The 21,493-nt window shown below is 58.4% G+C and carries 17 protein-coding genes; 10 read left to right on the top strand and 7 right to left on the bottom strand.

All coding sequences use genetic code 11. From position 1 onward, the window contains the following. Positions 1-136 precede the first annotated feature (136 nt). Positions 137-1,801 carry an energy-dependent translational throttle protein EttA gene (gene ettA / locus ACYZTK_RS19155; RefSeq protein WP_150710932.1) on the bottom strand — a complete coding sequence of 555 codons (1,665 nt, stop codon included), beginning with the start codon at positions 1,799-1,801 and terminating at the stop codon, positions 137-139. A 288-nt stretch (positions 1,802-2,089) separates the two neighbouring features. Here ettA and ACYZTK_RS19150 point away from each other — a divergent pair, with 288 nt between their 5' ends. From ACYZTK_RS19150 to ACYZTK_RS19125, 6 genes are all read left to right on the top strand, one after another. Next, a complete protein-coding gene (locus tag ACYZTK_RS19150) occupies positions 2,090-5,938 on the top strand; it encodes a sensor domain-containing protein (RefSeq protein ID WP_462011278.1) in 3,849 nt (1,282 codons plus the stop codon). A gap of 244 nt (positions 5,939-6,182) precedes the next feature. Then, positions 6,183-7,436, top strand: a complete 1,254-nt coding sequence (glyA, locus tag ACYZTK_RS19145; protein WP_462011277.1) for a serine hydroxymethyltransferase — start codon at positions 6,183-6,185, stop codon at positions 7,434-7,436. 251 nt (positions 7,437-7,687) lie between these two features. Next, on the top strand, positions 7,688-8,254 hold the full coding sequence (locus ACYZTK_RS19140) for a hypothetical protein (protein WP_462011276.1): 567 nt from the start codon (positions 7,688-7,690) through the stop codon (positions 8,252-8,254). A gap of 301 nt (positions 8,255-8,555) precedes the next feature. After that, positions 8,556-9,869, top strand: coding sequence for a C4-dicarboxylate transporter DctA (locus ACYZTK_RS19135; RefSeq protein WP_462011275.1), 1,314 nt, complete (start codon positions 8,556-8,558; stop codon positions 9,867-9,869). Positions 9,870-9,937: 68 nt separating this feature from the next. After that, complete coding sequence (locus ACYZTK_RS19130) at positions 9,938-10,642, top strand: FadR/GntR family transcriptional regulator (RefSeq protein WP_462011274.1); 705 nt, start codon at positions 9,938-9,940, stop codon at positions 10,640-10,642. Between the two features lie 24 nt (positions 10,643-10,666). Next, entirely contained in the window at positions 10,667-11,356 is a 690-nt protein-coding gene (locus ACYZTK_RS19125; RefSeq protein ID WP_462011273.1) for a GntR family transcriptional regulator, read from the top strand. A 133-nt stretch (positions 11,357-11,489) separates the two neighbouring features. Here the strand turns inward: ACYZTK_RS19125 and yjiA are convergent, their stop codons facing one another. From yjiA to ACYZTK_RS19110, 3 genes are all read right to left on the bottom strand, one after another. Further along, on the bottom strand, positions 11,490-12,461 hold the full coding sequence (yjiA, locus tag ACYZTK_RS19120; RefSeq protein WP_462011272.1) for a GTPase: 972 nt from the start codon (positions 12,459-12,461) through the stop codon (positions 11,490-11,492). Between the two features lie 117 nt (positions 12,462-12,578). Further along, positions 12,579-12,776, bottom strand: coding sequence for a YbdD/YjiX family protein (locus ACYZTK_RS19115; protein WP_007895266.1), 198 nt, complete (start codon positions 12,774-12,776; stop codon positions 12,579-12,581). 15 nt (positions 12,777-12,791) lie between these two features. Next, positions 12,792-14,858: a carbon starvation CstA family protein gene (locus ACYZTK_RS19110; RefSeq protein ID WP_462011271.1), complete on the bottom strand. Its 2,067-nt coding sequence runs from the start codon at positions 14,856-14,858 to the stop codon at positions 12,792-12,794. A gap of 159 nt (positions 14,859-15,017) precedes the next feature. Here ACYZTK_RS19110 and ACYZTK_RS19105 point away from each other — a divergent pair, with 159 nt between their 5' ends. Next, positions 15,018-15,386 carry a PilZ domain-containing protein gene (locus ACYZTK_RS19105; protein WP_462011270.1) on the top strand — a complete coding sequence of 123 codons (369 nt, stop codon included), beginning with the start codon at positions 15,018-15,020 and terminating at the stop codon, positions 15,384-15,386. 483 nt (positions 15,387-15,869) lie between these two features. Here ACYZTK_RS19105 and radA read toward each other — a convergent pair whose 3' ends face one another. Continuing rightward, the gene (radA, locus tag ACYZTK_RS19100; RefSeq protein WP_462011269.1) at positions 15,870-17,237 is read right to left on the bottom strand and encodes a DNA repair protein RadA; all 1,368 of its coding nucleotides are present in this window, start codon (positions 17,235-17,237) and stop codon (positions 15,870-15,872) included. A 422-nt stretch (positions 17,238-17,659) separates the two neighbouring features. Between radA and mscL the strand changes: the two genes are divergently transcribed. Then, positions 17,660-18,085 (top strand): large-conductance mechanosensitive channel protein MscL, encoded by a 426-nt coding sequence (gene mscL / locus ACYZTK_RS19095; protein ID WP_462011268.1) that lies wholly within the window; start codon positions 17,660-17,662, stop codon positions 18,083-18,085. A 33-nt stretch (positions 18,086-18,118) separates the two neighbouring features. Here mscL and ACYZTK_RS19090 read toward each other — a convergent pair whose 3' ends face one another. Next, entirely contained in the window at positions 18,119-18,895 is a 777-nt protein-coding gene (locus tag ACYZTK_RS19090; RefSeq protein ID WP_462011267.1) for a ferredoxin--NADP reductase, read from the bottom strand. Positions 18,896-19,216: 321 nt separating this feature from the next. Here ACYZTK_RS19090 and ACYZTK_RS19085 point away from each other — a divergent pair, with 321 nt between their 5' ends. Together ACYZTK_RS19085 and ACYZTK_RS19080 are read left to right on the top strand one after the other, a co-directional pair. Further along, complete coding sequence (locus tag ACYZTK_RS19085; protein ID WP_462011266.1) at positions 19,217-19,954, top strand: autoinducer binding domain-containing protein; 738 nt, start codon at positions 19,217-19,219, stop codon at positions 19,952-19,954. 157 nt (positions 19,955-20,111) lie between these two features. Continuing rightward, a complete protein-coding gene (locus ACYZTK_RS19080) occupies positions 20,112-21,236 on the top strand; it encodes a methyltransferase (protein ID WP_462011265.1) in 1,125 nt (374 codons plus the stop codon). 50 nt (positions 21,237-21,286) lie between these two features. On the opposite strand, the gene ACYZTK_RS19075 is transcribed toward ACYZTK_RS19080, so the two are convergent. Beyond that, positions 21,287-21,454, bottom strand: a complete 168-nt coding sequence (locus ACYZTK_RS19075) for a DUF2474 domain-containing protein (RefSeq protein ID WP_247292717.1) — start codon at positions 21,452-21,454, stop codon at positions 21,287-21,289. Positions 21,455-21,493: the final 39 nt, after the last annotated feature.

Below are 21,493 nucleotides of genomic sequence, written 5' to 3'. Positions count from 1 at the left end.
GGGCTCAGTGCCAGCAGGTAAAAATCCGGTCCACTGTAGGAGTGAGCCTGCTCGCGATTGCCGCACTGAGGTGCAACTGAGACCCATAAAAAAACGGAGCCCCAAAGGCTCCGTTTCTCACTCAACCAACCCGAACTCAGGCCAGCTTCTTGTGCCGTACCCGATGCGGCTGGGCAGCCGCTTCGCCGAGACGCTTCTTGCGATCGGCTTCGTACTCGGTGTAGTTACCTTCGAAGAACACCGCTTGCGAGTCGTCTTCGTACGCCAGGATGTGAGTCGCGACGCGGTCAAGGAACCACCGATCGTGAGAGATCACAATAGCGGCGCCCGGGAAGTCCAGCAGGGCTTCTTCCAGGGAACGCAGGGTTTCAACGTCGAGGTCGTTGGACGGTTCATCGAGCAGCAGGACGTTGCCGCCCTCTTTCAGGGTCAGGGCCAGGTGCAAGCGACCGCGCTCACCACCGGACAGGTCCTTGACGAACTTCTGCTGATCGCCGCCCTTGAAGTTGAAGCGACCGACGTAGGTGCGTGACGGGATCTCGTAGTTGCCGATGCGAATCTGGTCGGAACCATCGGAGATCTGCTGGAACACCGTCTTGCTGCCGTCCAGGTCTTCACGGCTCTGGTCGACGCACGCCAGCTGCACGGTTTCGCCGACTTCGATGCTGCCCGAATCCGGAGTTTCCTTGCCCATCAGCATGCGGAACAGGGTAGATTTACCCGCGCCGTTACCGCCAATTACGCCAACGATGGCGCCTTTAGGCATGGAGAACGACAGGTTGTCGATCAGCACGCGATCGCCGTAACCCTTGGATACGTTCTTGAATTCGATGACCTTGTCACCCAGACGCGGACCGGCCGGGATGTAGATCTCGTTGGTTTCACTGCGCTTCTGGAATTCCTGCGACTGCATTTCTTCGAAGCGTTGCAGACGAGCCTTGGATTTCGACTGGCGGGCCTTGGCGCCTTGGCGCACCCACTCCAGTTCTTCCTTCATGGCTTTTTCATGGGCCGACTGCTGCTTGGATTCGGCAGCCAGACGATTGGACTTGGCTTCAAGCCAGCCCGAATAGTTGCCTTCGTACGGGATACCGGCGCCGCGGTCGAGCTCGAGGATCCAGCCCGCTACGTTGTCCAGGAAGTACCGGTCGTGCGTGATCGCAACCACGGTGCCCGGGAAGTCGTGGAGGAAATGCTCCAGCCAGGCAACGGAATCGGCGTCCAGGTGGTTGGTTGGTTCGTCGAGCAGCAACATGTCCGGAGCGGACAGCAGCAGGCGGCACAGGGCTACACGACGCTTTTCACCACCGGACAGGAATTCGACCTTGGCATCCCAGGCTGGCAGACGCAGCGCATCAGCGGCGACCTCCAGCTGACGCTCCAGGTTGTGACCATCACTGGCCTGCAGGATCGCTTCAAGCTTGGCCTGTTCAGCGGCCAGCTTGTCGAAATCGGCATCTTCCTCGGCGTAGGCGGCGTAGACCTCGTCCAGGCGAGCCTGGGCGTTCTTGATCACGCTGACCGCTTCCTCGACCACTTCACGCACGGTCTTGGTTGGATCGAGGATCGGTTCCTGCGGCAGGTAGCCGATGTTCAGGTCCGGCATCGGACGGGCCTCGCCCTCGAACTCGGTGTCGACGCCGGCCATGATTTTCAGCAGCGTGGACTTACCCGAACCGTTGAGGCCGAGTACGCCAATCTTCGCGCCTGGGAAGAACGACAGCGAAATGTTTTTCAGGATTTCCCGCTTCGGCGGAACAACTTTGCCCAGCCGATGCATGGTGAAGACGTATTGAGCCATGGAGAACCTTGGGTCAGTGACAGATGAATGATTGGTGCGCAGGCGAGGCCCGGCCAGACTGTGTGCGCTAACCGCTTGATAGGGACCAATGCGTGCGCGCTGAAGAAAGTCTGATTTTAGGAGCTGGAACGCTCCCACGTAACCGGCAAAGCTACCTTAATGATGGGTGGCAGTCCAGCCGAGCGGGGCTGGCACTTTGCCACAACACAGGGCATGCTAGCCGCCCTTCGGGCGTCCGGCTTATAGTGCGCGTCGTACCAGTCCAGCCCTGCCGCAGGATTACCCAGCTTGCCTAACGTGCCTCCACCGTCTCCTGTGAGCGCTGCCAAATCTGCGGCCAACTCGCCCCTGCGCGGGACGTTGAAAGGCGCGCTGGCCACGCTCGTGTTGTTGTTGCTCGGCCTGCTGTTCTGGCAGTTGCTCGACCAACTGCGCGAAACCCAGACAAACCAGCGTCAATACACCATCGACTTCACTGCCGACCTGGCTTCGCAGGTCAGCCTGAACATGGCACTGAACGCGCAGATCGCACTTAACCTGCTACCGATCGTCGAGCAACCACAGACTGCCGACGAACAGCTGGCCCTGCTACGCAGAGTTCAGCAGTCATTGCCCGACGTACGCAGCCTGGCGCTGCTCAGTCCATCCGGAAAAATCCTCAGCGACAGCGCCGCAAACAGCACGGATGCCGACTATCTCAGCGAACTGGTGCGCCGCAGCCACGCCCAGGCGCACTATTTCAGCAATGCCGACGACGGCTCGGTGGTCCACCTGTTGTTGCATCAAGCCAGCGGCAGCACTCGCGGTTACTGGGCACTGCGCCTCTCACCGACATTCCTTTCGTCGCTGGCCAAGCCCAATGAAGCCGGGATCCGTCCGCAGTGGGTGGTGGAAAACCGCGTCAATCGGCAGATCATCAGCCGCGACGACGCCGTGCCACTGGCAGAACCGGGCGAGCTGACCCCCGAAGACCTGGCCAACAGCGTGCTGACAGTGCCCCTGAGCAGCAGCGACTGGCAATTGCGCGGGCTGTTCGACCACCAGCGGGTCATCGAACAACTGCTGCCGGCGTTCATCGGCAAATGCCTGCTGGGCCTGGCCTTTTCCCTGCTGCCGTTTCTCGCTTTGCTGAACATGCGCCGCCGCCAGCGCCAGGTGCACGAAGGTCGTCGACGGTATCAGGACATCTTTGAAGGGACCGGCGTCGCCCTGTGTGTTCTGGATCTGTCCGGGCTCAAGAGCGCGTTCGACAAGGCGCGCATCGGCACCATCGATCAGCTGAATAGCTGGCTGGTACTGCCTGCGCAGCGTCAACAGATGCTGCGCGAATTGCGCATCACCGAGGTCAACCTGGTGGCCTTGCAACTGCTGGAGGTCAACACCCCGGAGCAGGCCTGGGAGCGTCTTATCGACGCCGACCCGCTGGACGGCTGCGCCATTGGCGAGCCGATACTCGAAGCCGTGCTACTGCAGCACAAACAGCTGGAACTGGAAATTCGCCTGCAGGACGCCAGTGGCCGTGATCAGCACTTGTGGCTGGTGCTGCGCCTGCCGCAGGATCAGGATGACCACAAAGCGGTGATCCTGAGCATTACCGACATCACCAGCCGCAAGCTCATCGAGCTGTCACTGCTGGAGCGTGAAAGTTTCTGGTCCGACGTAGTACGCACGGTACCGGATCATCTGTACGTGCAAGATGTCATCAGCCAGCGAATGATCTTCAGCAACCACCATCTGGGCCAGACCCTCGGTTACAACCGTACCGAGCTGCACCAGATGGGCGAGTACTTCTGGGAAATCCTGCTGCACCCCGAAGATGCCGACTTCTATCACCGTTCGCGCCAGACCCAGCGCCAGGGCGGCTATAGCCAGTTGATGCAGTGCCAGTTGCGCTTCCGCCACCGGGACGGCAAATGGCGCCGGTTCGAAGTGCGCGAGCAAGCCCTGGCGCGGGACAAGCATGATCAGGTAACCCGCATCATTGGCGTCGCCAAGGACATCACCGAGCAGATCGAAGCCAGTGAATCCCTGCGCGACAGCGAGCAGCGTTACCGCATGCTCGCCGAAAGCATCAGCGACGTGATTTTCTCCACCGACAGCAAGATGTCACTTAACTACGTCAGTCCATCGGTGCAGGCGGTGCTGGGCTATGACGTCGAGTGGATCTTCCAGAACGGCTGGCAATCGACCATCGCCAACCCACAACAACTGACCGGCATCTACAGCTTGATGGACCGGGTCAGCAAGGCATTGAACAAACCTGAAACGCTCGCGTTGCTGCGTGACCAGGTGCAGACCCAGCTTTACCTGTTCGACTGCCTGCGGGCCGACGGCCGCAAGATCCCCATTGAACTGCGCCTGGTACTGGTATGGGATGAACAAGGCGCCTTCGAAGGCGTGCTGGGCGTCGGTCGCGATATCAGCCAGCAACGCCGGGCCGAGAAAGACCTGCGCATGGCCGCAACGGTCTTCGAGCACTCGACCTCGGCGATCCTGATCACTGACCCGGCCGGCTACATCGTCCAAGCCAATGAAGCCTTCAGCCGCGTCAGCGGTTACGCAGTCGAACACGTGCTCGACCAGCTGCCGAATATGCTCACCGTGGATGAGCAACAGGAGGCGCACCTGCGCTACGTGCTCAAACAACTCAACCAGCACAGCACCTGGGAAGGCGAAGTCTGGCTCAAGCGGCGCAATGGCGAACATTACCCGGCCTGGGTCGGCATCACGGCGGTGCTGGATGACGAAGGCGACCTGGCCAGCTATGTGTGTTTCTTCAGCGACATCAGCGAGCGCAAGGCCAGCGAACAGCGCATCCACCGTCTCGCTTACTATGACGCCCTGACGCACTTGCCCAACCGCACGCTGTTCCAGGATCGTCTGCACACCGCGCTGCAGTCGGCCGAGCGGCAGAAAGGCTGGGTGGTGCTGATGTTCCTCGACCTTGACCGGTTCAAGCCGATCAACGATTCCCTGGGCCACGCCGCCGGCGATCGCATGCTCAAGGAAATGGCCACGCGCCTGCTCGGTTGCGTCGACGATGACGACACCGTGGCCCGCATGGGCGGCGACGAGTTCACCTTGCTCCTGCAACCACGGGCCAACCGCGAGATGGCGTTGAACCGGGCCATTCATGTCGCCGAACAGATACTCGGCAGCCTGGTGAAACCCTTCGTGCTCGAAGGCCGGGAGTTTTTCGTCACCGCCAGTATCGGTATCGCCCTGAGCCCGCAAGACGGCAATGAACTCAGCCAGCTGATGAAAAACGCCGACACTGCGATGTATCACGCCAAGGAGCGCGGCAAGAACAATTTCCAGTTCTATCAGGCCGACATGAACGCCAGCGCGTTGGAACGCCTTGAGCTGGAAAGCGATCTGCGCCACGCCCTGGAGCAAAACGAATTCGTGCTGTATTACCAGCCGCAATTCAGCGGCGACGGCAAACGCCTGACCGGAGCGGAAGCCCTGCTGCGCTGGCGTCATCCACGTCGCGGGCTGGTGCCGCCGGGGGATTTCATCCCGGTGCTCGAAGAGCTCGGCCTGGTGGTGGATGTCGGCGACTGGGTAATCAGCGAAGCCTGCCGTCAGCTCAAGACGTGGCACCAGGCCAAGGTTCGCGTGCCGAAAGTGTCGGTAAACATCTCGGCGCGGCAGTTCTCCGATGGGCAATTGGGCACGCGCATCGCCACTATCCTGCGCGACACCGGCTTGCCTCCGGCGTGCCTGGAACTGGAGCTGACCGAAAGCATCCTGATGCGCGAGGTCAGCGAGGCGATGCAGATCCTCGACGGCTTGAAAAATCTCGGTCTGAGCATCGCGGTCGATGACTTCGGCACGGGTTACTCATCCCTCAACTACCTCAAGCAGTTCCCGATCGATGTGCTGAAAATCGATCGCACTTTCGTCGATGGCCTGCCTTCCGGCGAGCAGGATGCGCAGATTGCCCGTGCGATCATTGCGATGGCTCACAGCCTCAACCTGGCGGTGATCGCTGAAGGTGTGGAGACGCAAGAGCAGCTGAATTTCCTGCGTGAGCATGGGTGTGATGAGGTTCAGGGGTATCTGTTCGGTCGACCGATGCCGGCGAGCGGGTTTGAGGCGCAGTTCAGTCATCAGGCATTGTTTGAGTTCGAGTGAAGCTTTGTGGTGAGTATGCGGGCCCTATCGCGGGCAAGCCTTGCTCCCACAGATCTCAGAGCTAGGCCTGCCCTGAAGGAATCACATCTGTGGGAGCAAGGCTTGCCCGCGATGAGGACCGCACTATCACCGCCGATCCCGTCATGAAGCCCACTTGTCTGCGACATGATGTCCTTTCATATGCCATCTAAAACCCATTGGGTTAGAATGCCCCCCTTTTCTGCCCCGATCCCTGAGGACCGCCATGTTCAGCCGTGATTTGACTATTGCCAAGTACGACGCCGATCTCTTCGCCGCCATGGAGCAAGAAGCCGTGCGCCAGGAAGAGCACATTGAGCTGATCGCTTCGGAAAACTACACCAGCCCTGCGGTGATGGAGGCTCAAGGTTCGGTTCTGACCAACAAGTACGCCGAAGGCTACCCTGGCAAGCGCTACTACGGCGGTTGCGAGTACGTCGACGTGGTCGAGCAACTGGCAATCGATCGTGCCAAGGAACTGTTCGGCGCTGATTACGCCAACGTTCAGCCGCACGCCGGCTCGCAAGCCAACAGCGCCGTATACCTGGCTCTGCTGTCGGCTGGCGATACCATCCTGGGCATGAGCCTGGCCCACGGCGGTCACCTGACCCACGGCGCCAGCGTTTCCTCCTCCGGCAAGCTGTACAACGCCGTTCAGTACGGCATCGACGCCAATGGCCTGATCGACTACGACGAAGTCGAGCGCCTGGCGGTTGAGCACAAGCCGAAAATGATCGTGGCCGGTTTCTCTGCCTACTCGCAGATCCTCGATTTCCCGCGCTTCCGCGAAATCGCTGACAAGGTTGGCGCCTACCTGTTCGTTGACATGGCTCACGTGGCCGGTCTGGTCGCCGCTGGCGTCTACCCGAACCCGGTTCCTTACGCCGACGTCGTGACCACCACCACGCACAAGACCCTGCGCGGTCCACGTGGCGGCCTGATCCTGGCTCGCGCCAACGCCGACATCGAGAAGAAGCTGAACTCCGCCGTATTCCCGGGCGCCCAGGGTGGCCCGCTGGAGCACGTGATCGCTGCCAAGGCGATCTGCTTCAAGGAAGCGCTGCAGCCTGAGTTCAAGACTTACCAGCAACAAGTGGTGAAGAATGCCAAGGCCATGGCCGGCGTGTTCATCGAGCGCGGTTTCGACGTGGTATCGGGCGGTACTGAAAACCACCTGTTCCTGCTGTCGCTGATCAAGCAGGAAATTTCCGGTAAAGATGCCGACGCCGCTCTGGGCAAGGCTTTCATCACCGTGAACAAGAACTCCGTGCCTAACGATCCACGGTCTCCGTTCGTCACTTCCGGCCTGCGCTTCGGCACCCCGGCCGTGACCACTCGTGGTTTCAAGGAAGCCGAGTGCAAGGAACTGGCTGGCTGGATCTGCGACATTCTGGCAGACCTGAACAACGAAGCGGTGATCGATGCCGTTCGTGAGAAGGTCAAGGCCATCTGCAAGAAGCTGCCGGTGTACGGCGCTTAATCGAGGACTCACTACCTCGGTGTACCTAAGCCCGATCAGCAATGGTCGGGCTTTTTTTATATTCCAATTACGATCACCAGAGTTTCCACCGTCACGCTTCGCGCGCAATGTCTTTAGGGACATAGTTTGAAAAGCAAGAGACAGCACAATGCACGCTTAATACCCTTATATTCAAAAGCCTTTAGAACACTCATCTCAGAGCAAGAAACACCTGAGGTTGGTTTTAAACAAATGAATACGGAGATTAAGCCATGAGTACCGACCGACAAAAATCATTTACCGCAACCTTGGACACAGCTGGCATAGTTTTACACTTTCTGGAAGCACTGCATGGACAGAAGACTCTAGTGACCTCCTCAATGAGCAGTGGAGGTTTTTATACCGGACGCCCGCAGCAACGAGACCATTCACACCTTGTAGGACTGCTGTCCGGGGCCGCAGTGCAAGCCAAGTCTCGCCTGCAGCTGTACTTTAGATATACTGGCAGCGATTACCAACTGTATATCCGCACGCTAGGCCCTCAATTCGGCAAGTGTCTTAGTATCAGCGACACAGGACTTTTTGGAGCGTTTCCAACGACCGGATCAACGACCTTTAACTTGATCAGCAAACGCCACAAAGTATTAACGCTGGATGACATTCGTGAAGACGACCCTGAAATTTATATTCAGGTTAAGGATTCAGGACTTTTGCACCAACACAGACCTCATGATTCAAATTACACCTATATTGCCGACAAAGGCGAAACACCCTTGGTATTTAGCTTAATGATTGACAAGAGAAACGCTCCCTATCTGGATTCGCCCAACGAAGTTTAAAATGTGTAAAACCGACTCGCACCGGTTTTTTCCTACACCTCCCCGTAGGAGCTGCCGAAGGCTGCGATCTTTTGATCTTAAAAACAACATCAAAAGATCGCAGCCTTCGGCAGCTCCTACAGGGGATCCGGGCAACCGGTCAGACCGGTCATGCCAATTTTCATAAATCCGCTTGTAATCCTGAAAAAACCCAGCGTAGACTGCGCCTGCACTGGACATACCGGTAAGACCACAATAATTAAGTCCTGAATCTGATGCGCCTTGGCGCACGGCAGCCAGGACGCCGACCAGGATTCCTCCCATGCTCAGATGGTGCTCGCGTTCAATCTTCCTCCAAGTGGTTCTCGGACTGGTGCTCGGCATCGTCTGCGGGCTGACCCTCCCCGAATATTCTGCTCAGCTCAAACCGCTGGGTGATGGCTTCATCAAACTGATCAAGATGCTCATTGGCCTGATCGTATTCTGCGTGGTGGTCAGCGGCATCAGCGGTGCCGGCGACTTGAAGAAGGTTGGACGCATCGGTCTGAAATCGGTGATCTACTTTGAAATCCTGACCACCATCGCCTTGGTGATCGGCTTGGTATTCGCCTTCAGCACCGGCATCGGCAGCGGCGCGAACATTCACCTGGACCAGCTCTCCGCCGCCGACATGGGCGACATCGCCCAGCGCGGCCAGCACATGCACACCACCACGCAGTTCCTGATGGACCTGATCCCCACCTCAGTAATCGGTGCCTTTGCCGAGAACAACATCCTCCAGGTCCTGCTGTTCTCAGTGTTGTTTGGCAGTGCGCTCAACCTGGTGGGCGAAGCGGCGTCAGGGATCTCCCGGCTCATCAACGAGCTGAGCCATGTGATCTTTCGCATCATGGGCATGATCGTGCGCCTGGCGCCGATCGGCGTGTTCGGCGCCATCGCGTTTACTACCAGCAAATATGGCCTGGACTCGCTGCAGCATCTGGGCAGCCTGGTGGGCCTGTTCTACCTGACCTGTGTCGCTTTCGTCTCGGTGATTCTCGGCCTGGTCATGCGCCTGTCCGGCCTGCGGATGTGGCCGCTGCTCAAGTACCTGCGTGAAGAACTGCTGATCGTCATGGGCACCGCCTCGTCCGACGCCGTGCTGCCGCAGATCATGCGCAAGCTGGAGCACCTGGGCATCGGCAGTTCGACTGTCGGCCTGGTGATCCCTACCGGTTACTCGTTTAACCTCGATGGTTTTTCCATCTACCTGACACTCGCCATCGTGTTTATCGCCAATGCCACCGGCACACCGCTGGCCATGACTGATCTGCTGACCATCCTGCTGGTATCGCTGATCACCTCCAAGGGCGCGCACGGCATTCCCGGCTCCGCACTGGTAATTCTCGCGGCGACGCTGACGGCCATTCCGGCGATCCCGGTGGTCGGCCTGGTGCTGGTGCTGGCAGTGGACTGGTTCATGGGTATCGGACGCGCGCTGACCAACCTGATCGGCAACTGCGTCGCCACAGTGGCCATCGCCCGCTGGGAAAAGGACATCGACGTCCAGCGCGCGAACAAGGTGCTTTCCGGCCAGGTGGGTTATACCTTCCAGCCGAGAAAACCGGTCGCCCCGGCGCACCAGCAGGAATTCTGAATCAATGCCGTGCCTGCCTGCGGGCAGGCACGGTGATCAAATCGTCTTGAATGCTCATGGAGCGAACAGTGATTACCTCGTCGACCGTTGTGAATTCAGTCGTGGAAAAACTTCGGGCCGCTCTGGCCCGCGGCCAATGGCGCTCCGGCGAAATGTTGCCAGGGCAGCGGGAGCTGGCCGAACAAATGGGCATTAGCCGCCCGAGCTTGCGCGAAGCGGTGATCGTCCTGGAAACCCTCGGGCTGGTGCGTTCCATGCCGGGGAAGGGCGTTGTGGTGCTGGAGGCTAATCTCAGTGACAGCCAGTCCCATGACAGCGCCGTAGCAGGGGCGAGCCTCGAAGATGTGCTGCAACTGCGCTACACCCTGGAGCCGTTCATTGTCGGGCTGGTGGCGCAATCGATCAGCAGCAAGGAAGTCGGGCAACTGCGCCTGACCCTCATGGACATGCGCGAAGCCCTGGAAGCCAATGACAGCGAAGCCGGGGTGAACGCCTACATCGGGTTCCACGAAGAACTGTTCAACCTGACGTCGAATCCGATCTTCCAGAGCGTGGTGCAGCAGACCAGCAATGCGCTAAAGCAGAGCGCCGAGGTGCTACGCAATTCCCCGGAACACCTGGCTGAACGGCTTGAAGAAAACGAAGCCGTAGTACGGGCGATCCGCAGCAAGAACAGCGCCCAGGCCAGCGCCGAGATGCGTCGCCATATTCTTCGCGAAGGCCAGCGCATGGGTATTGAACTGAACATTCCAGACGACAACCTCCGTAGTTGAACCCCCTCGAACTGGAGACAGGCCATGAATAGCTTCGCTTCACCGCAGACTCTTGCTGCCCTGCCCTATTCCCTGCTAACGGATGATCTGTACGCGCGGGTCTTCGACGCTATTCTCGAACAGCGAATCGATGCCAGCAGCCGGTTTACCGAAGACAGCCTGGCGTTGATGTTCAGTGCTCGGCGCAGTGAGATTCGTGGCGTGCTGAGCCGGCTTTCACACCAGCAGATCATTGTCCTCAAGCCCAACCACCGGCCTCGGGTCGCCAGGCTCGATCGCGAGCAGACCCGACAGACGCTGCATGCACGACGGTTGACTGAAACCACGCTGGTGCAGCTCGCCTGTCAGCGAAGTGGCGGCCAGGGTTTGGAACGGCTGCGCGCCCTGATCGAGCAGGAGCGTCACTGTACCGAACAGGGGCCGGCGATTCGGCTGGCTGGGGAGTTTCATTTGCAGCTGGCGGAAATGGCGGGTAATGCACCGTTGGCGCATTTTCTGGGGAGTCTGGTGCCGCTTACATCATTGGCGATTGCGCAGATTGATGGGTATGCAGTGAGTTGTTGCGATTGGCAGACGCATCAGGGATTGCTGGATTCAGTGGAATGCGGGGATGCAGTGATGGCGTTGGCTTTGCTGAATCGGCACCTGGATCATATGGAAGGGATCTTGTTAAATGCGCCACCCTTTACCGGTAAGGAATATGCTGTCGGTTAGGACGCTTTCGCGAGCAAGCCCGCTCCCACATTTTGATTTGTGTCGGCCAAAAAAACCTGGGTAATGCACAGATCCAATGTGGGAGCGGGCTTGCTCGCGAAGGGGCCATCAGAAACACTGAGGATTTCTGCTCCTAATCAGCCGCCACCCGCGCAAACCCCTCACGAATTTTCTCTTCCGGCAGATCATCAGCGATAAATACGATCACACTTTCCCGCGGCTCACCAGCCGCCCATTCGGTGTCCCAGTCGAAACCGTACAACTTCAACACCCCCTGAAACACCATCCGCCGCGCTTCACCAGCGATGCTCAACACGCCCTTGTACCGCAGCAATTGCTTTCCATGGTCCTCCAGCAGTTCATTCATGAACTCGCTGAGCTTGTCGAGATCCAGCGGCTTGTCAGTACGCAGCACCAGGCTGGAAATACGGTCTATGGAGGGCGTGTTGCTGACCGGGCGCAGGCTCAGGCCACTGCCGAGGTCGGCGTTGAGATTAAAACCACGCACATCAAGCAATTCCGCCAGGTCGATCTTGCCGTGCTCCACCACACGGATCGGCGCGCGCCGATTAATGCGGGTCAGGCGCTCGCTCAACGCGGTGAAAGTAGCTTCGTCCACCAGGTCTCGCTTGCTCACCAGCAGACGGTCGGCAAAGCCGATCTGCGCCTGGGCAATAGTCTGGGTCAGATGAGTATCGGCATGGGCCGCATCCACCAGCGTGATGATGCCGTCGAGGATGTAGCGCTCACGCAGCTCTTCATCGATGAAGAAGGTTTGCGCGACGGGGGCCGGATCGGCGAGACCGGTGCATTCGATCACCAGGCGGTCGAAGGCGATTTCGCCACTGTCCAGGCGCTCCAGCAGTAGGTACAGGGCTTTGGTCAGATCCGTATGGATGGTGCAGCAGACGCAGCCATTGGACAGCGTCATCACTTGCACCGGCTCGTCACCCAACAACTGGGTGTCGATGCCGGCGTCGCTGAATTCGTTTTCGATCACGGCGATTTTCAAGCCGTGCTCGGCTTTGAGCAGGTGGCGCAGCAGCGTAGTCTTGCCGGCGCCGAGGAAGCCGCTGAGGATTGTTACTGGGATAGGGACTGACAAAATATGGTCTCCCGAACTCGGAAAAAACTGTGGGAGCAAGGCTTGCCCGCGATGGCGTCCAACAAATCGCCATCGCGGGCAAGCCTTGCTCCCACAATGTGTGAGTGTGTTACCTACTCAACAACACTTCGGCCCACCCTTGCCGCCGTAACGGGCTTCCTGACGCTCCCGGAAGAACATCTCATAGCTCATCACCGGCTTGTCCGGGTGTTTGGTTTGCATATGCTCGACGTAGTTGTCGTAGTCGGGCATGCCGACCATCAGGCGCGCGGCCTGCCCGAGGTATTTACCGAGGCGACTCAGGTCATTGAACATGTTGGCAATCCTCGATTACGCATCCGGCACTGCCTGGAATGGCGCTTCTTTATCCGTACGTTCTTTTTTACCCCAGGCGGCAATACCGACCTTGAGGGCATAGAACAGGATGCTGAAGACCACGAACAGGAACAGCCCCGTCAGCGTTGCGTTGGTGTAGGCGTTGTAGATCACGTGCTGCATCTGGTTGATGTCCTTGGCCGGCGCAAGGATCTGGCCGTTGGCCAGCGCATCGCTGTACTTCTTCGCCAGCGAAAGGAAACCGATCGCAGGGTTGGCGTCGAACAGCTTGATGAAACCCGCGGTCACGGTGCAGATCAGCAGCCATACCGCTGGCAGCATCGTCACCCAGATGTAGCGTTGGCGTTTCATTTTGATCAGCACGACCGTCGCCAGCATCAGCGCGATCCCGGCCAGCATCTGGTTGGAGATACCGAACAGCGGCCACAGGGTGTTGATCCCACCCAGCGGATCGATCACGCCCTGATACAGCAGATAACCCCACATCGCCACACAGCCAGCCGTAGCAATCAGGTTGGCGGTCCAGGACTCGGTGCGTTTCAGCGCCGGCACGAAAGAACCGAGCAAATCCTGCAACATGAAACGTCCGGCACGGGTACCGGCATCCACGGCGGTCAGGATGAACAGCGCTTCAAACAGGATCGCAAAGTGATACCAGAACGCCATGGTGTTTTCACCCGGCAGGACGCTGTGCAGAATCTGCGCAATACCCACCGCGAGGGTCGGCGCACCGCCGGCTCGTGCCAGGATCGTGGTCTCACCGATGTCTTTGGCGACTGCCTGCAACGCTTCAGGCGTGATTGCAAAGCCCCAGCTGCTGACGGTTTGCGCGACGGTCACGACATCACTGCCGACAATCGCCGCCGGGCTGTTCATGGCGAAGTACACACCCGGCTCGATCACCGAGGCGGCAACCATTGCCATGATGGCCACGAACGATTCCATCAACATGCCGCCGTAACCGATGTAGCGGGCGTGGCCTTCATTGGCCAGCAGCTTCGGCGTGGTGCCGGAAGAGATCAGCGCATGGAAACCCGAGACCGCGCCACAGGCGATGGTGATGAACAGGAACGGGAACAGACCGCCCTTCCACACCGGGCCAGTGCCATCGATGAACTGGGTCAGGGCGGGCATTTTCAGGTCTGGCATGGTGACCAGAATGCCGATTGCCAGGGCAATGATGGTGCCGATTTTCAGGAAGGTCGACAGGTAGTCACGGGGTGCCAGGATCAGCCACACCGGCAGTACCGCAGCCACGAAACCGTAGCCGATCAGCATCCAGGTAATCTGAATCCCGGTGAAGGTGAAAGACTTGGCCCACACCGGATCTGCGGCAATCTGCCCGCCGAGCCAGATCGAGCCCAGCAGCAGCAGCACGCCAATGATGGAAATTTCACCGATTCGCCCCGGGCGGATGTAGCGCATGTAGATGCCCATGAACATCGCGATCGGGATAGTCGCCATCACCGTGAAAATGCCCCACGGGCTCTCGGCCAGAGCCTTGACCACGATCAGTGCCAGCACCGCGAGGATGATGATCATGATCAGGAAGCAGCCGAACAGGGCGATGGTCCCCGGGATACGGCCCATTTCTTCGCGGACCATGTCGCCGAGTGAGCGGCCGTTGCGCCGGGTGGACAGGAACAGGATCATGAAGTCCTGCACCGCACCCGCGAGCACCACACCGGCGATCAGCCACAGCGTACCGGGCAGGTAGCCCATCTGGGCAGCCAACACCGGACCGACCAGAGGTCCCGCGCCGGCGATGGCCGCGAAGTGGTGACCGAACAGGATGTGTTTGTTGGTCGGGACGTAGTCCAGACCGTCATTATTGACGACGGCGGGGGTGGCCCGTCGCGGGTCGAGCTGCATCACATTGTTAGCGATAAACAGGCTGTAGTAACGGTATGCAACCAGATAAATGGCCACTGCCGCGACCACAATCCACAAGGCGTTGATCGCCTCGCCTCGGCGCAATGCCACTACGCCCAGGGCGCACGCTCCTACGATCGCCAGCAGCAGCCAGGGTATGTGGCGTAGCAGGCTATTATTATTTTTCATTTTATGATTCCAGCCAGGGTGGACAAGAAAGACAGCCACCCCGAGTTTAGCTGTCCTGACGGCAAAGACCATACCCCGACATTGGTCTAGAGGCAGGTTCTGGCTGGCGGGCGTTCACAATTGCGGTCTATAGTCAGCGAACATTTCGAGGATTGCATCATGAGCGAGCACCCAGCCGATCGCCGTCGCTTCAAACGTATCGAGTTCGATGCCAGAACCGAGTTGGGCCAAGGGCAATCCATTTGGCCGGTGAAGCTGATTGATCTGTCGCTCAAGGGGCTGTTGATCGAACAGCCGAAGCCATGGCTGGGGGATCCGGAACAGGATTTCTTCGTTGACATTCATCTGAGCGATGACGTCGATATCAGGATGGATGTGCAGCTGACTCACGCAGAACACGGTCAACTGGGTTTCGTCTGCCGGCACATCAGCCTGGAATCCATCGAGCGCCTGCGGCGGTTGATCGAGTTCAACCTGGGGGATCCGCAGGAGCTGGAGCGCGAGCTGGGTGCGTTGATCGAGGTTTGATGCCGTCCATCCCCCTACTCGCGATGGCGGTGTGACGGTCGTGTTCATATCCATTGTCTTACGAGTCACACCGTTCCCTGTAGGAGCCCTGTAGGAGCTGTCGAGAGAAACGAGGCTGCGATCTTTTGATCTTGCTGTGTACATATCCGTTGCTGCGGTAACGGCTTCTAATGGTTCCGCCCTTACGGCGGGTCACTTGGAAAGCGCAAAGTAACCAAACGCTTTTTGCCCCACCACTCGGCACCTCGCCCAGGCTCGGTGCCGAGTGGTGGGGCAGGAAGCCCTTGGTTACTTGGGGCTTTTCCAAGTGACCCGCTGTAAAAGCGGAACCATTAGAAGCCGTTGCCGCAGGAATGGATATGTACGGAGAAAACGAAGCAAGATCAAAAGATCGCAGCCTCGTTACACTCGACAGCTCCTACACAGCTTCTACACAGTGCATCGCCATCGCGCTCTGGCAGGGGCCGCGCCGAGGCTCGAAAACTACTCGAACAACGCATCCAACGCCTGCTCCAGCCGAGTCACCGCAATGATCTGCAAACCCGCAGGAGCCTCCTTGGGCGCATTGCCCTTGGGCACGATAGCGCGTTTAAAACCGTGCTTGGCGGCCTCCTTCAAACGCTCCTGACCGCTGGGCACCGGCCGCACCTCGCCAGACAGACCCACCTCACCAAACACCAGCAGATCATGCGGCAACGGCCGATTGCGCAAACTGGACATCACCGCAGCCATCAACGCCAGGTCAGAAGCTGTCTCCAGTACCTTCACCCCACCGACCACATTGAGGAACACATCCTGATCATGGGTCGGAATACCGCCATGGCGGTGCAGCACCGCGAGCAACATCGCCAGTCGATTCTGATCCAGACCGAGGGTCACCCGGCGTGGATTGGCCAGATGGCTGTCATCCACCAGCGCCTGGACTTCCACCAGCATCGGCCGGGTCCCTTCCCACGTCGCCATCACCACGCTGCCCGGTACTTCTTCCTGGGCGCGCGTGAGAAAAATCGCTGAAGGATTAGAGACTTCCTTCAGGCCCTTGTCAGTCATGCCGAACACACCCAGCTCATTGACCGCGCCAAAGCGATTCTTCACCGCCCGCAGCAAACGCAGGCGCCCATCGGATTCACCCTCGAAATACAGCACGGTGTCGACCATATGCTCCAGCACTCGGGGACCAGCCAGTGCGCCTTCCTTGGTAACGTGACCCACCAGGAAAATCGCCGTGCCGCTCTGCTTGGCATACCGCACCAGCAATGCCGCACTCTCCCGCACCTGGGACACACCACCCGGCGCCGACTGCAATTGCTCGGTGAAAATGGTCTGGATCGAGTCAATCACCATGACCTTGGGTTTTTCCACCCGCGCCGTGGCGATGATGGTTTCGATGCAGGTCTCGGTCATAACCCGCAGCTGGTCCTGGGGCAGCCCCAGGCGGCGGGCACGCATTGCCACTTGCTGCTGAGATTCCTCACCGGTGACGTACAGCGCCGGCATGCTCTTGGCCAGATTGCACAAGGTTTGCAGAAGAATGGTCGACTTGCCGATCCCTGGGTCTCCGCCGATCAGCACTACCGAACCGTCCACCAGGCCACCGCCCAGTACCCGATCAAGCTCGCTGGAAGCCGTAGAGAAACGCGGAATTTCTTCGACGCTGACTTCAGCGAGCGTCCTGATTTGCGCCTGCTGGCCGGTCCAACCGGTGCGCCCGCTGGGAGGCGCTGCGCCACCGCTCTCGACCATTGTTTCGGTCAGAGTGTTCCACGCACCACATTCGCCACACTGCCCGGCCCATTTTGGGAAAGTTGAGCCGCACTCGGTGCAGCCGTACATGCGCTTCGCCTTGGCCATCTTGACTCCCGGGAAAAATTGCGATGATAGCGCAGCCGGGACGGATAAGCGCGCTGCGGTTATTGGGGAGATAACAGGAAAGTTACAGACAGTGAGACAGAGGCATTGCCACCTGAATACAGCTCAACAACTTGTACAAGACCTCTTATATAGTAAACGCCAAGTACAACTTAACTTGCAAAACAACACCCCCACACTAAGGCCAATTGCCATCAAGCACTACAACATACTTTAGAGCAGATGCTCACACAGCTATAACTCCAATTAAACTGGCTATTCACTCAGCGATTTGGGCTACGTTTTAAACTTTTTGCAAGCGTCCCGGTCGACTACTGGCAAGCTCTAAAGCAGCCGTTTCGAGCAAAAAGCGTATTGCTGAATTACACTGCGGCTACCAACCAATCTGTACAAGGAATCAACCAATGGGCGTGATCAGTGAGTTCAAGGCCTTCGCGGTCAAGGGAAATGTGGTCGACATGGCGGTCGGCATCATCATCGGCGCAGCGTTCGGCAAAATCGTTTCGTCATTCGTTGGCGATGTCGTCATGCCCCCGATTGGCATGTTGATCGGGGGTGTTGATTTCAGTGACCTGGCCATCACCCTCAAGGCCGGCGAGGGCACTGCCCCCGCAGTGATGCTGGCCTACGGCAAATTTATCCAGAGCGTGATCGACTTCATCATCGTCGCCTTTGCGATCTTCATGGGCGTAAAAGCCATCAACCGCCTGAAGCGCGAAGAAGCTGTGGCCCCTACTCTGCCGCCGGTTCCGACCAAGGAAGAACTGCTGCTAGGCGAGATCCGCGACCTGCTGAAGGTGCAGAACGAGCGCCCCCGCACCCTGGAATGAATTTGACAACGGCGCCTTGAGGGCGCCGTTTGTTTACCAGTAGGTTTCCACTGCAACTTGCCCGGGACGCCGACTCAAGCTCAGATTCATGTCCTTCTGCTTCAATAACTTGCGAGTGTCATCGATCATCTGTGGGTTGCCGCAGAGCATCACCCGCGAGTACTCAGGGGTGAGCATCACTGCCGCTGCGCGCTCCAGCTCGCCAGTCTCTATCAGCGTGGTGATTCGCCCATTCAATGCCCCGGGATGTGGCTCTCGAGTGACAATCGGGATGAACTGCAGCTTATGCGCGTATCCCGCCAGGTAATCGCGCTGGGCAAGATCGGCGATCAGCGACTGATAGGCCAGCTCCGCAGCCTCCCGCACGCTGTAGACCAGGATGATCCGTTCAAATCTTTCCCAGACCTCGAAGTCCTGCAGGATCGACAAGAATGGCGCCACGCCGGTGCCGGTAGCCAATAACCACAGATCGCGCCCGTCAGCAAAGCGATCCAGTGTCAGGTAACCGAATGCCTGGCGCTCGACCAGCAGGGTGTCGCCCACAACAAGCCGGCTCAGTTCGCTGGTGAACTCGCCATTCGGCACCACGATGGAAAAGAACTCGAGAAACTCATCGTGCGGCGAAGAGACCATGGAATATGCCCGCCACACGGTACTGCCGTCCGCCTTGGTAACACCCAGACGGGCGAATTGCCCCGCCCGAAAACGAAATCCTGGATCCCTGGAGGTGCGCAGGGTGAACAGATTCGGGGTCAGGGGCTGAACGTCGAGCAAGGCCTGACGAGTAAATTTTTCGGCACTGGCGGTCATGGGGTGCTCCAATCAACAGACCGTTACAGTGTCTCGCAAAGCGAGCGGGTTAAACACCGACGGTTTGTATTGGCTTTGACCAGGTCACGTGACTGCAGCAATTAACTCACTAGTTAATGCATCTGAACACTGATCAGATTAAACATGCCATTTAAACACGCCACATTAACTCCAAATTGTATTAGAACTAAACGGCTCGCCGTGAAGTCCTATAACGCCGAAATATTATTCAGTGTTTCTGAAGGAAATATCCTACACTCGATGCGTGCCGGATCTCGGATCCAGAACGCACCCCTTTGCTGTAGGTATTGGAGCTTCATTATGGAACAGTGGAAAGAATCCCAACTGACCAGGCTGTCCGTGACGACTGAAATCAGTTCTGCCTATCAAGCTTCTTTGATGTTCGTGAGGAACATCGGTTTCAAATTTTGTTCTTTTTCAACCAGTTATTTAAGTAATACGAGCGCACCGTCATTAGCCAGCTTTGACAATTATCCGGCTGAGTGGAACTTCAGGCGGGAGCAGGAAACCATTGAAAATCGCGACCCGATAGTGGCCCATTGCAATCATTCAATGTTTCCTGTCGTCTGGACCGAGGGACTTTTCTCAAAGGCGCCCTGGATGTGGGAAGCCCTCGAGCAACACGGCTTGCAGCACGGCTGGTCGCAGTCGTTCATCGATGAGGACAATGGCTTGTGCAGCACCCTAAGCCTGGCCCGCAGCCACTGCCCCATCACTGCGTTCGAGCTGTACGAAAAACTCGGTTACGCGGTGTTCATTGGCCACCACCTGCATACCCTGGTTACGCAAACCCTCCCAAAGCCGTCTAAAACGTCCGAACCGACGCAGCCACACCTGTCCGACCGTGAGATCGAGGTACTGAAACTCGCGGCAGCAGGCAAGACCGCAGGGGAAAGCGCGAAAATCCTCAACGTTACCGCTCGCACGATCAATTTTCATATACAAAGCGCGATAGCAAAGTTTGGCGTCAGCAACAAGATTTCCGCAGTCATTGCCGCAACCAGAAACGGGCTTCTCACGGGCTCCCCGGCCCGTTGAAAATGCCACGAGTAATCCATTAGAAAAAAACGTACCATTTGCGGTCCCATCCTGAGTGATGACGTGCAGGCTTGCGCGACGCAGTGCACTCGGCCGGATCCGTCCGCAACAAGTCCTTGGCGGCGGGACACCCGTTGATTACCAAGAGCCACACCCCATGCCTTTGCTCGAAACACCCTTTGCCAGCCTCGACCTGATCCGCCAGCCCGAACAGTCCAACGAACCCCTGCAGGCGTTTGATGCTGCGGACGAGTACCTGCTCAATCACCTGGCCGAAATGCAACCGACAGCGCAGACCCGTGTCCTGGTGCTTAACGACAGTTTCGGGGCGCTGTCGGCGAGTCTGGTGGGTAAAGCTCAGGTCACCAGCAGCGGTGATTCGTTCCTGGCCTTCCAAGGCCTGGAGAAAAATCTGGTGCGCAATGGTCAGGCCTTCGATGCGGTGCCAAAAGTGCCTGCCCATCTGCCATTTGTCGGTCCATTCGATCAGGTATTGATCCGTGTGCCAAAGACCCTGGCCCTGCTTGAAGAACAACTGATCCGGCTGCAGGGGCAATTGGCGCCGGGCGCGCAGGTGGTGGCCGCCGCCATGGTCAAGCACCTGCCCCGCGCGGCTGGAGATCTGCTCGACCGTTACATCGGCCCGGTGCAGGCTTCGCTGGCGGTCAAGAAGGCCCGACTGCTGATCGCAACTGCCGAGCCCAAGCCCCAGGCGGTGTCGCCCTACCCGACGCGTTATCTACTGGATGCCCCGGCCATCGAGCTGCTCAATCACGCCAACGTTTTCTGCCGCGAAGGCCTCGACATCGGCACTCGGGCTTTTCTTCCGCACTTGCCGAAGAACCTGGGGACAGCACGGGTAGCTGACTTGGGTTGTGGCAACGGGGTGCTGGCCATTGCCAGTGCTCTGCAGAACCCGGAGGCGCATTACACGCTGGTCGACGAGTCATTCATGGCAGTCCAATCGGCGAGCGAAAACTGGCACGCGGCGCTGGGTGAACGGGATGTGATCGTACGGCCCGGCGATGGCCTGGCCGAACAGGCTCCGCAGTCGCTGGACGTGGTGCTGTGCAACCCACCCTTCCACCAGCAACAAGTGGTCGGCGACTTTCTGGCCTGGCGCATGTTCCAGCAGGCCCGGGAAGCATTGGTGGTGGGAGGTGCGCTGTATATCGTGGGCAACCGCCACCTGGGTTATCACAGCAAGCTGGCGCGGCTATTCCGCGGAGTCGAACAGGTGGCGGCGACACCCAAGTTCGTGATTCTCAAAGCTCGTAAGTAAACCGGGCAAAAAAACCCTCCGCGTCAGGAGGGTTTTTTATTGGCACTATTTCAGTGGGTACTCAGGCCCGCTGCGTTCATGAACATGCGCATCAGGCTTGCGACGATGAACAGCGCACCCACGCTACCGACCCAGATCATTGCCAGCCAGCCGAGGCGCTGCCATAGCGGCTTCTTTTCTGCGGCTTCGATTTCCTGCAATGAATGTTTACCGGTCATGATTTTCTACCCTCCTCTTCAAGGTTGATGGCGCCTGTC

Source organism: Pseudomonas sp. LB3P31 (assembly GCF_054897945.1).
The sequence above is the reverse complement of the archived record's forward strand: the minus strand, read 5'-3'. Positions and strand labels throughout refer to the sequence as shown.

What these genes read in the sequence shown, in the direction of transcription:
- ettA (WP_150710932.1), bottom strand. Translation starts at nt 1,801, where the DNA reads ATGGCTCAATACGTCTTCACCATGCATCGGCTGGGCAAAGTTGTTCCG.
- glyA (WP_462011277.1), top strand. Translation starts at nt 6,183, where the DNA reads ATGTTCAGCCGTGATTTGACTATTGCCAAGTACGACGCCGATCTCTTC.
- ACYZTK_RS19140 (WP_462011276.1), top strand. Translation starts at nt 7,688, where the DNA reads ATGAGTACCGACCGACAAAAATCATTTACCGCAACCTTGGACACAGCT.
- ACYZTK_RS19135 (WP_462011275.1), top strand. Translation starts at nt 8,556, where the DNA reads ATGCTCAGATGGTGCTCGCGTTCAATCTTCCTCCAAGTGGTTCTCGGA.
- ACYZTK_RS19125 (WP_462011273.1), top strand. Translation starts at nt 10,667, where the DNA reads ATGAATAGCTTCGCTTCACCGCAGACTCTTGCTGCCCTGCCCTATTCC.
- ACYZTK_RS19115 (WP_007895266.1), bottom strand. Translation starts at nt 12,776, where the DNA reads ATGTTCAATGACCTGAGTCGCCTCGGTAAATACCTCGGGCAGGCCGCG.
- ACYZTK_RS19110 (WP_462011271.1), bottom strand. Translation starts at nt 14,858, where the DNA reads ATGAAAAATAATAATAGCCTGCTACGCCACATACCCTGGCTGCTGCTG.
- ACYZTK_RS19105 (WP_462011270.1), top strand. Translation starts at nt 15,018, where the DNA reads ATGAGCGAGCACCCAGCCGATCGCCGTCGCTTCAAACGTATCGAGTTC.
- radA (WP_462011269.1), bottom strand. Translation starts at nt 17,237, where the DNA reads ATGGCCAAGGCGAAGCGCATGTACGGCTGCACCGAGTGCGGCTCAACT.
- mscL (WP_462011268.1), top strand. Translation starts at nt 17,660, where the DNA reads ATGGGCGTGATCAGTGAGTTCAAGGCCTTCGCGGTCAAGGGAAATGTG.
- ACYZTK_RS19090 (WP_462011267.1), bottom strand. Translation starts at nt 18,895, where the DNA reads ATGACCGCCAGTGCCGAAAAATTTACTCGTCAGGCCTTGCTCGACGTT.
- ACYZTK_RS19085 (WP_462011266.1), top strand. Translation starts at nt 19,217, where the DNA reads ATGGAACAGTGGAAAGAATCCCAACTGACCAGGCTGTCCGTGACGACT.
- ACYZTK_RS19080 (WP_462011265.1), top strand. Translation starts at nt 20,112, where the DNA reads ATGCCTTTGCTCGAAACACCCTTTGCCAGCCTCGACCTGATCCGCCAG.
- ACYZTK_RS19075 (WP_247292717.1), bottom strand. Translation starts at nt 21,454, where the DNA reads ATGACCGGTAAACATTCATTGCAGGAAATCGAAGCCGCAGAAAAGAAG.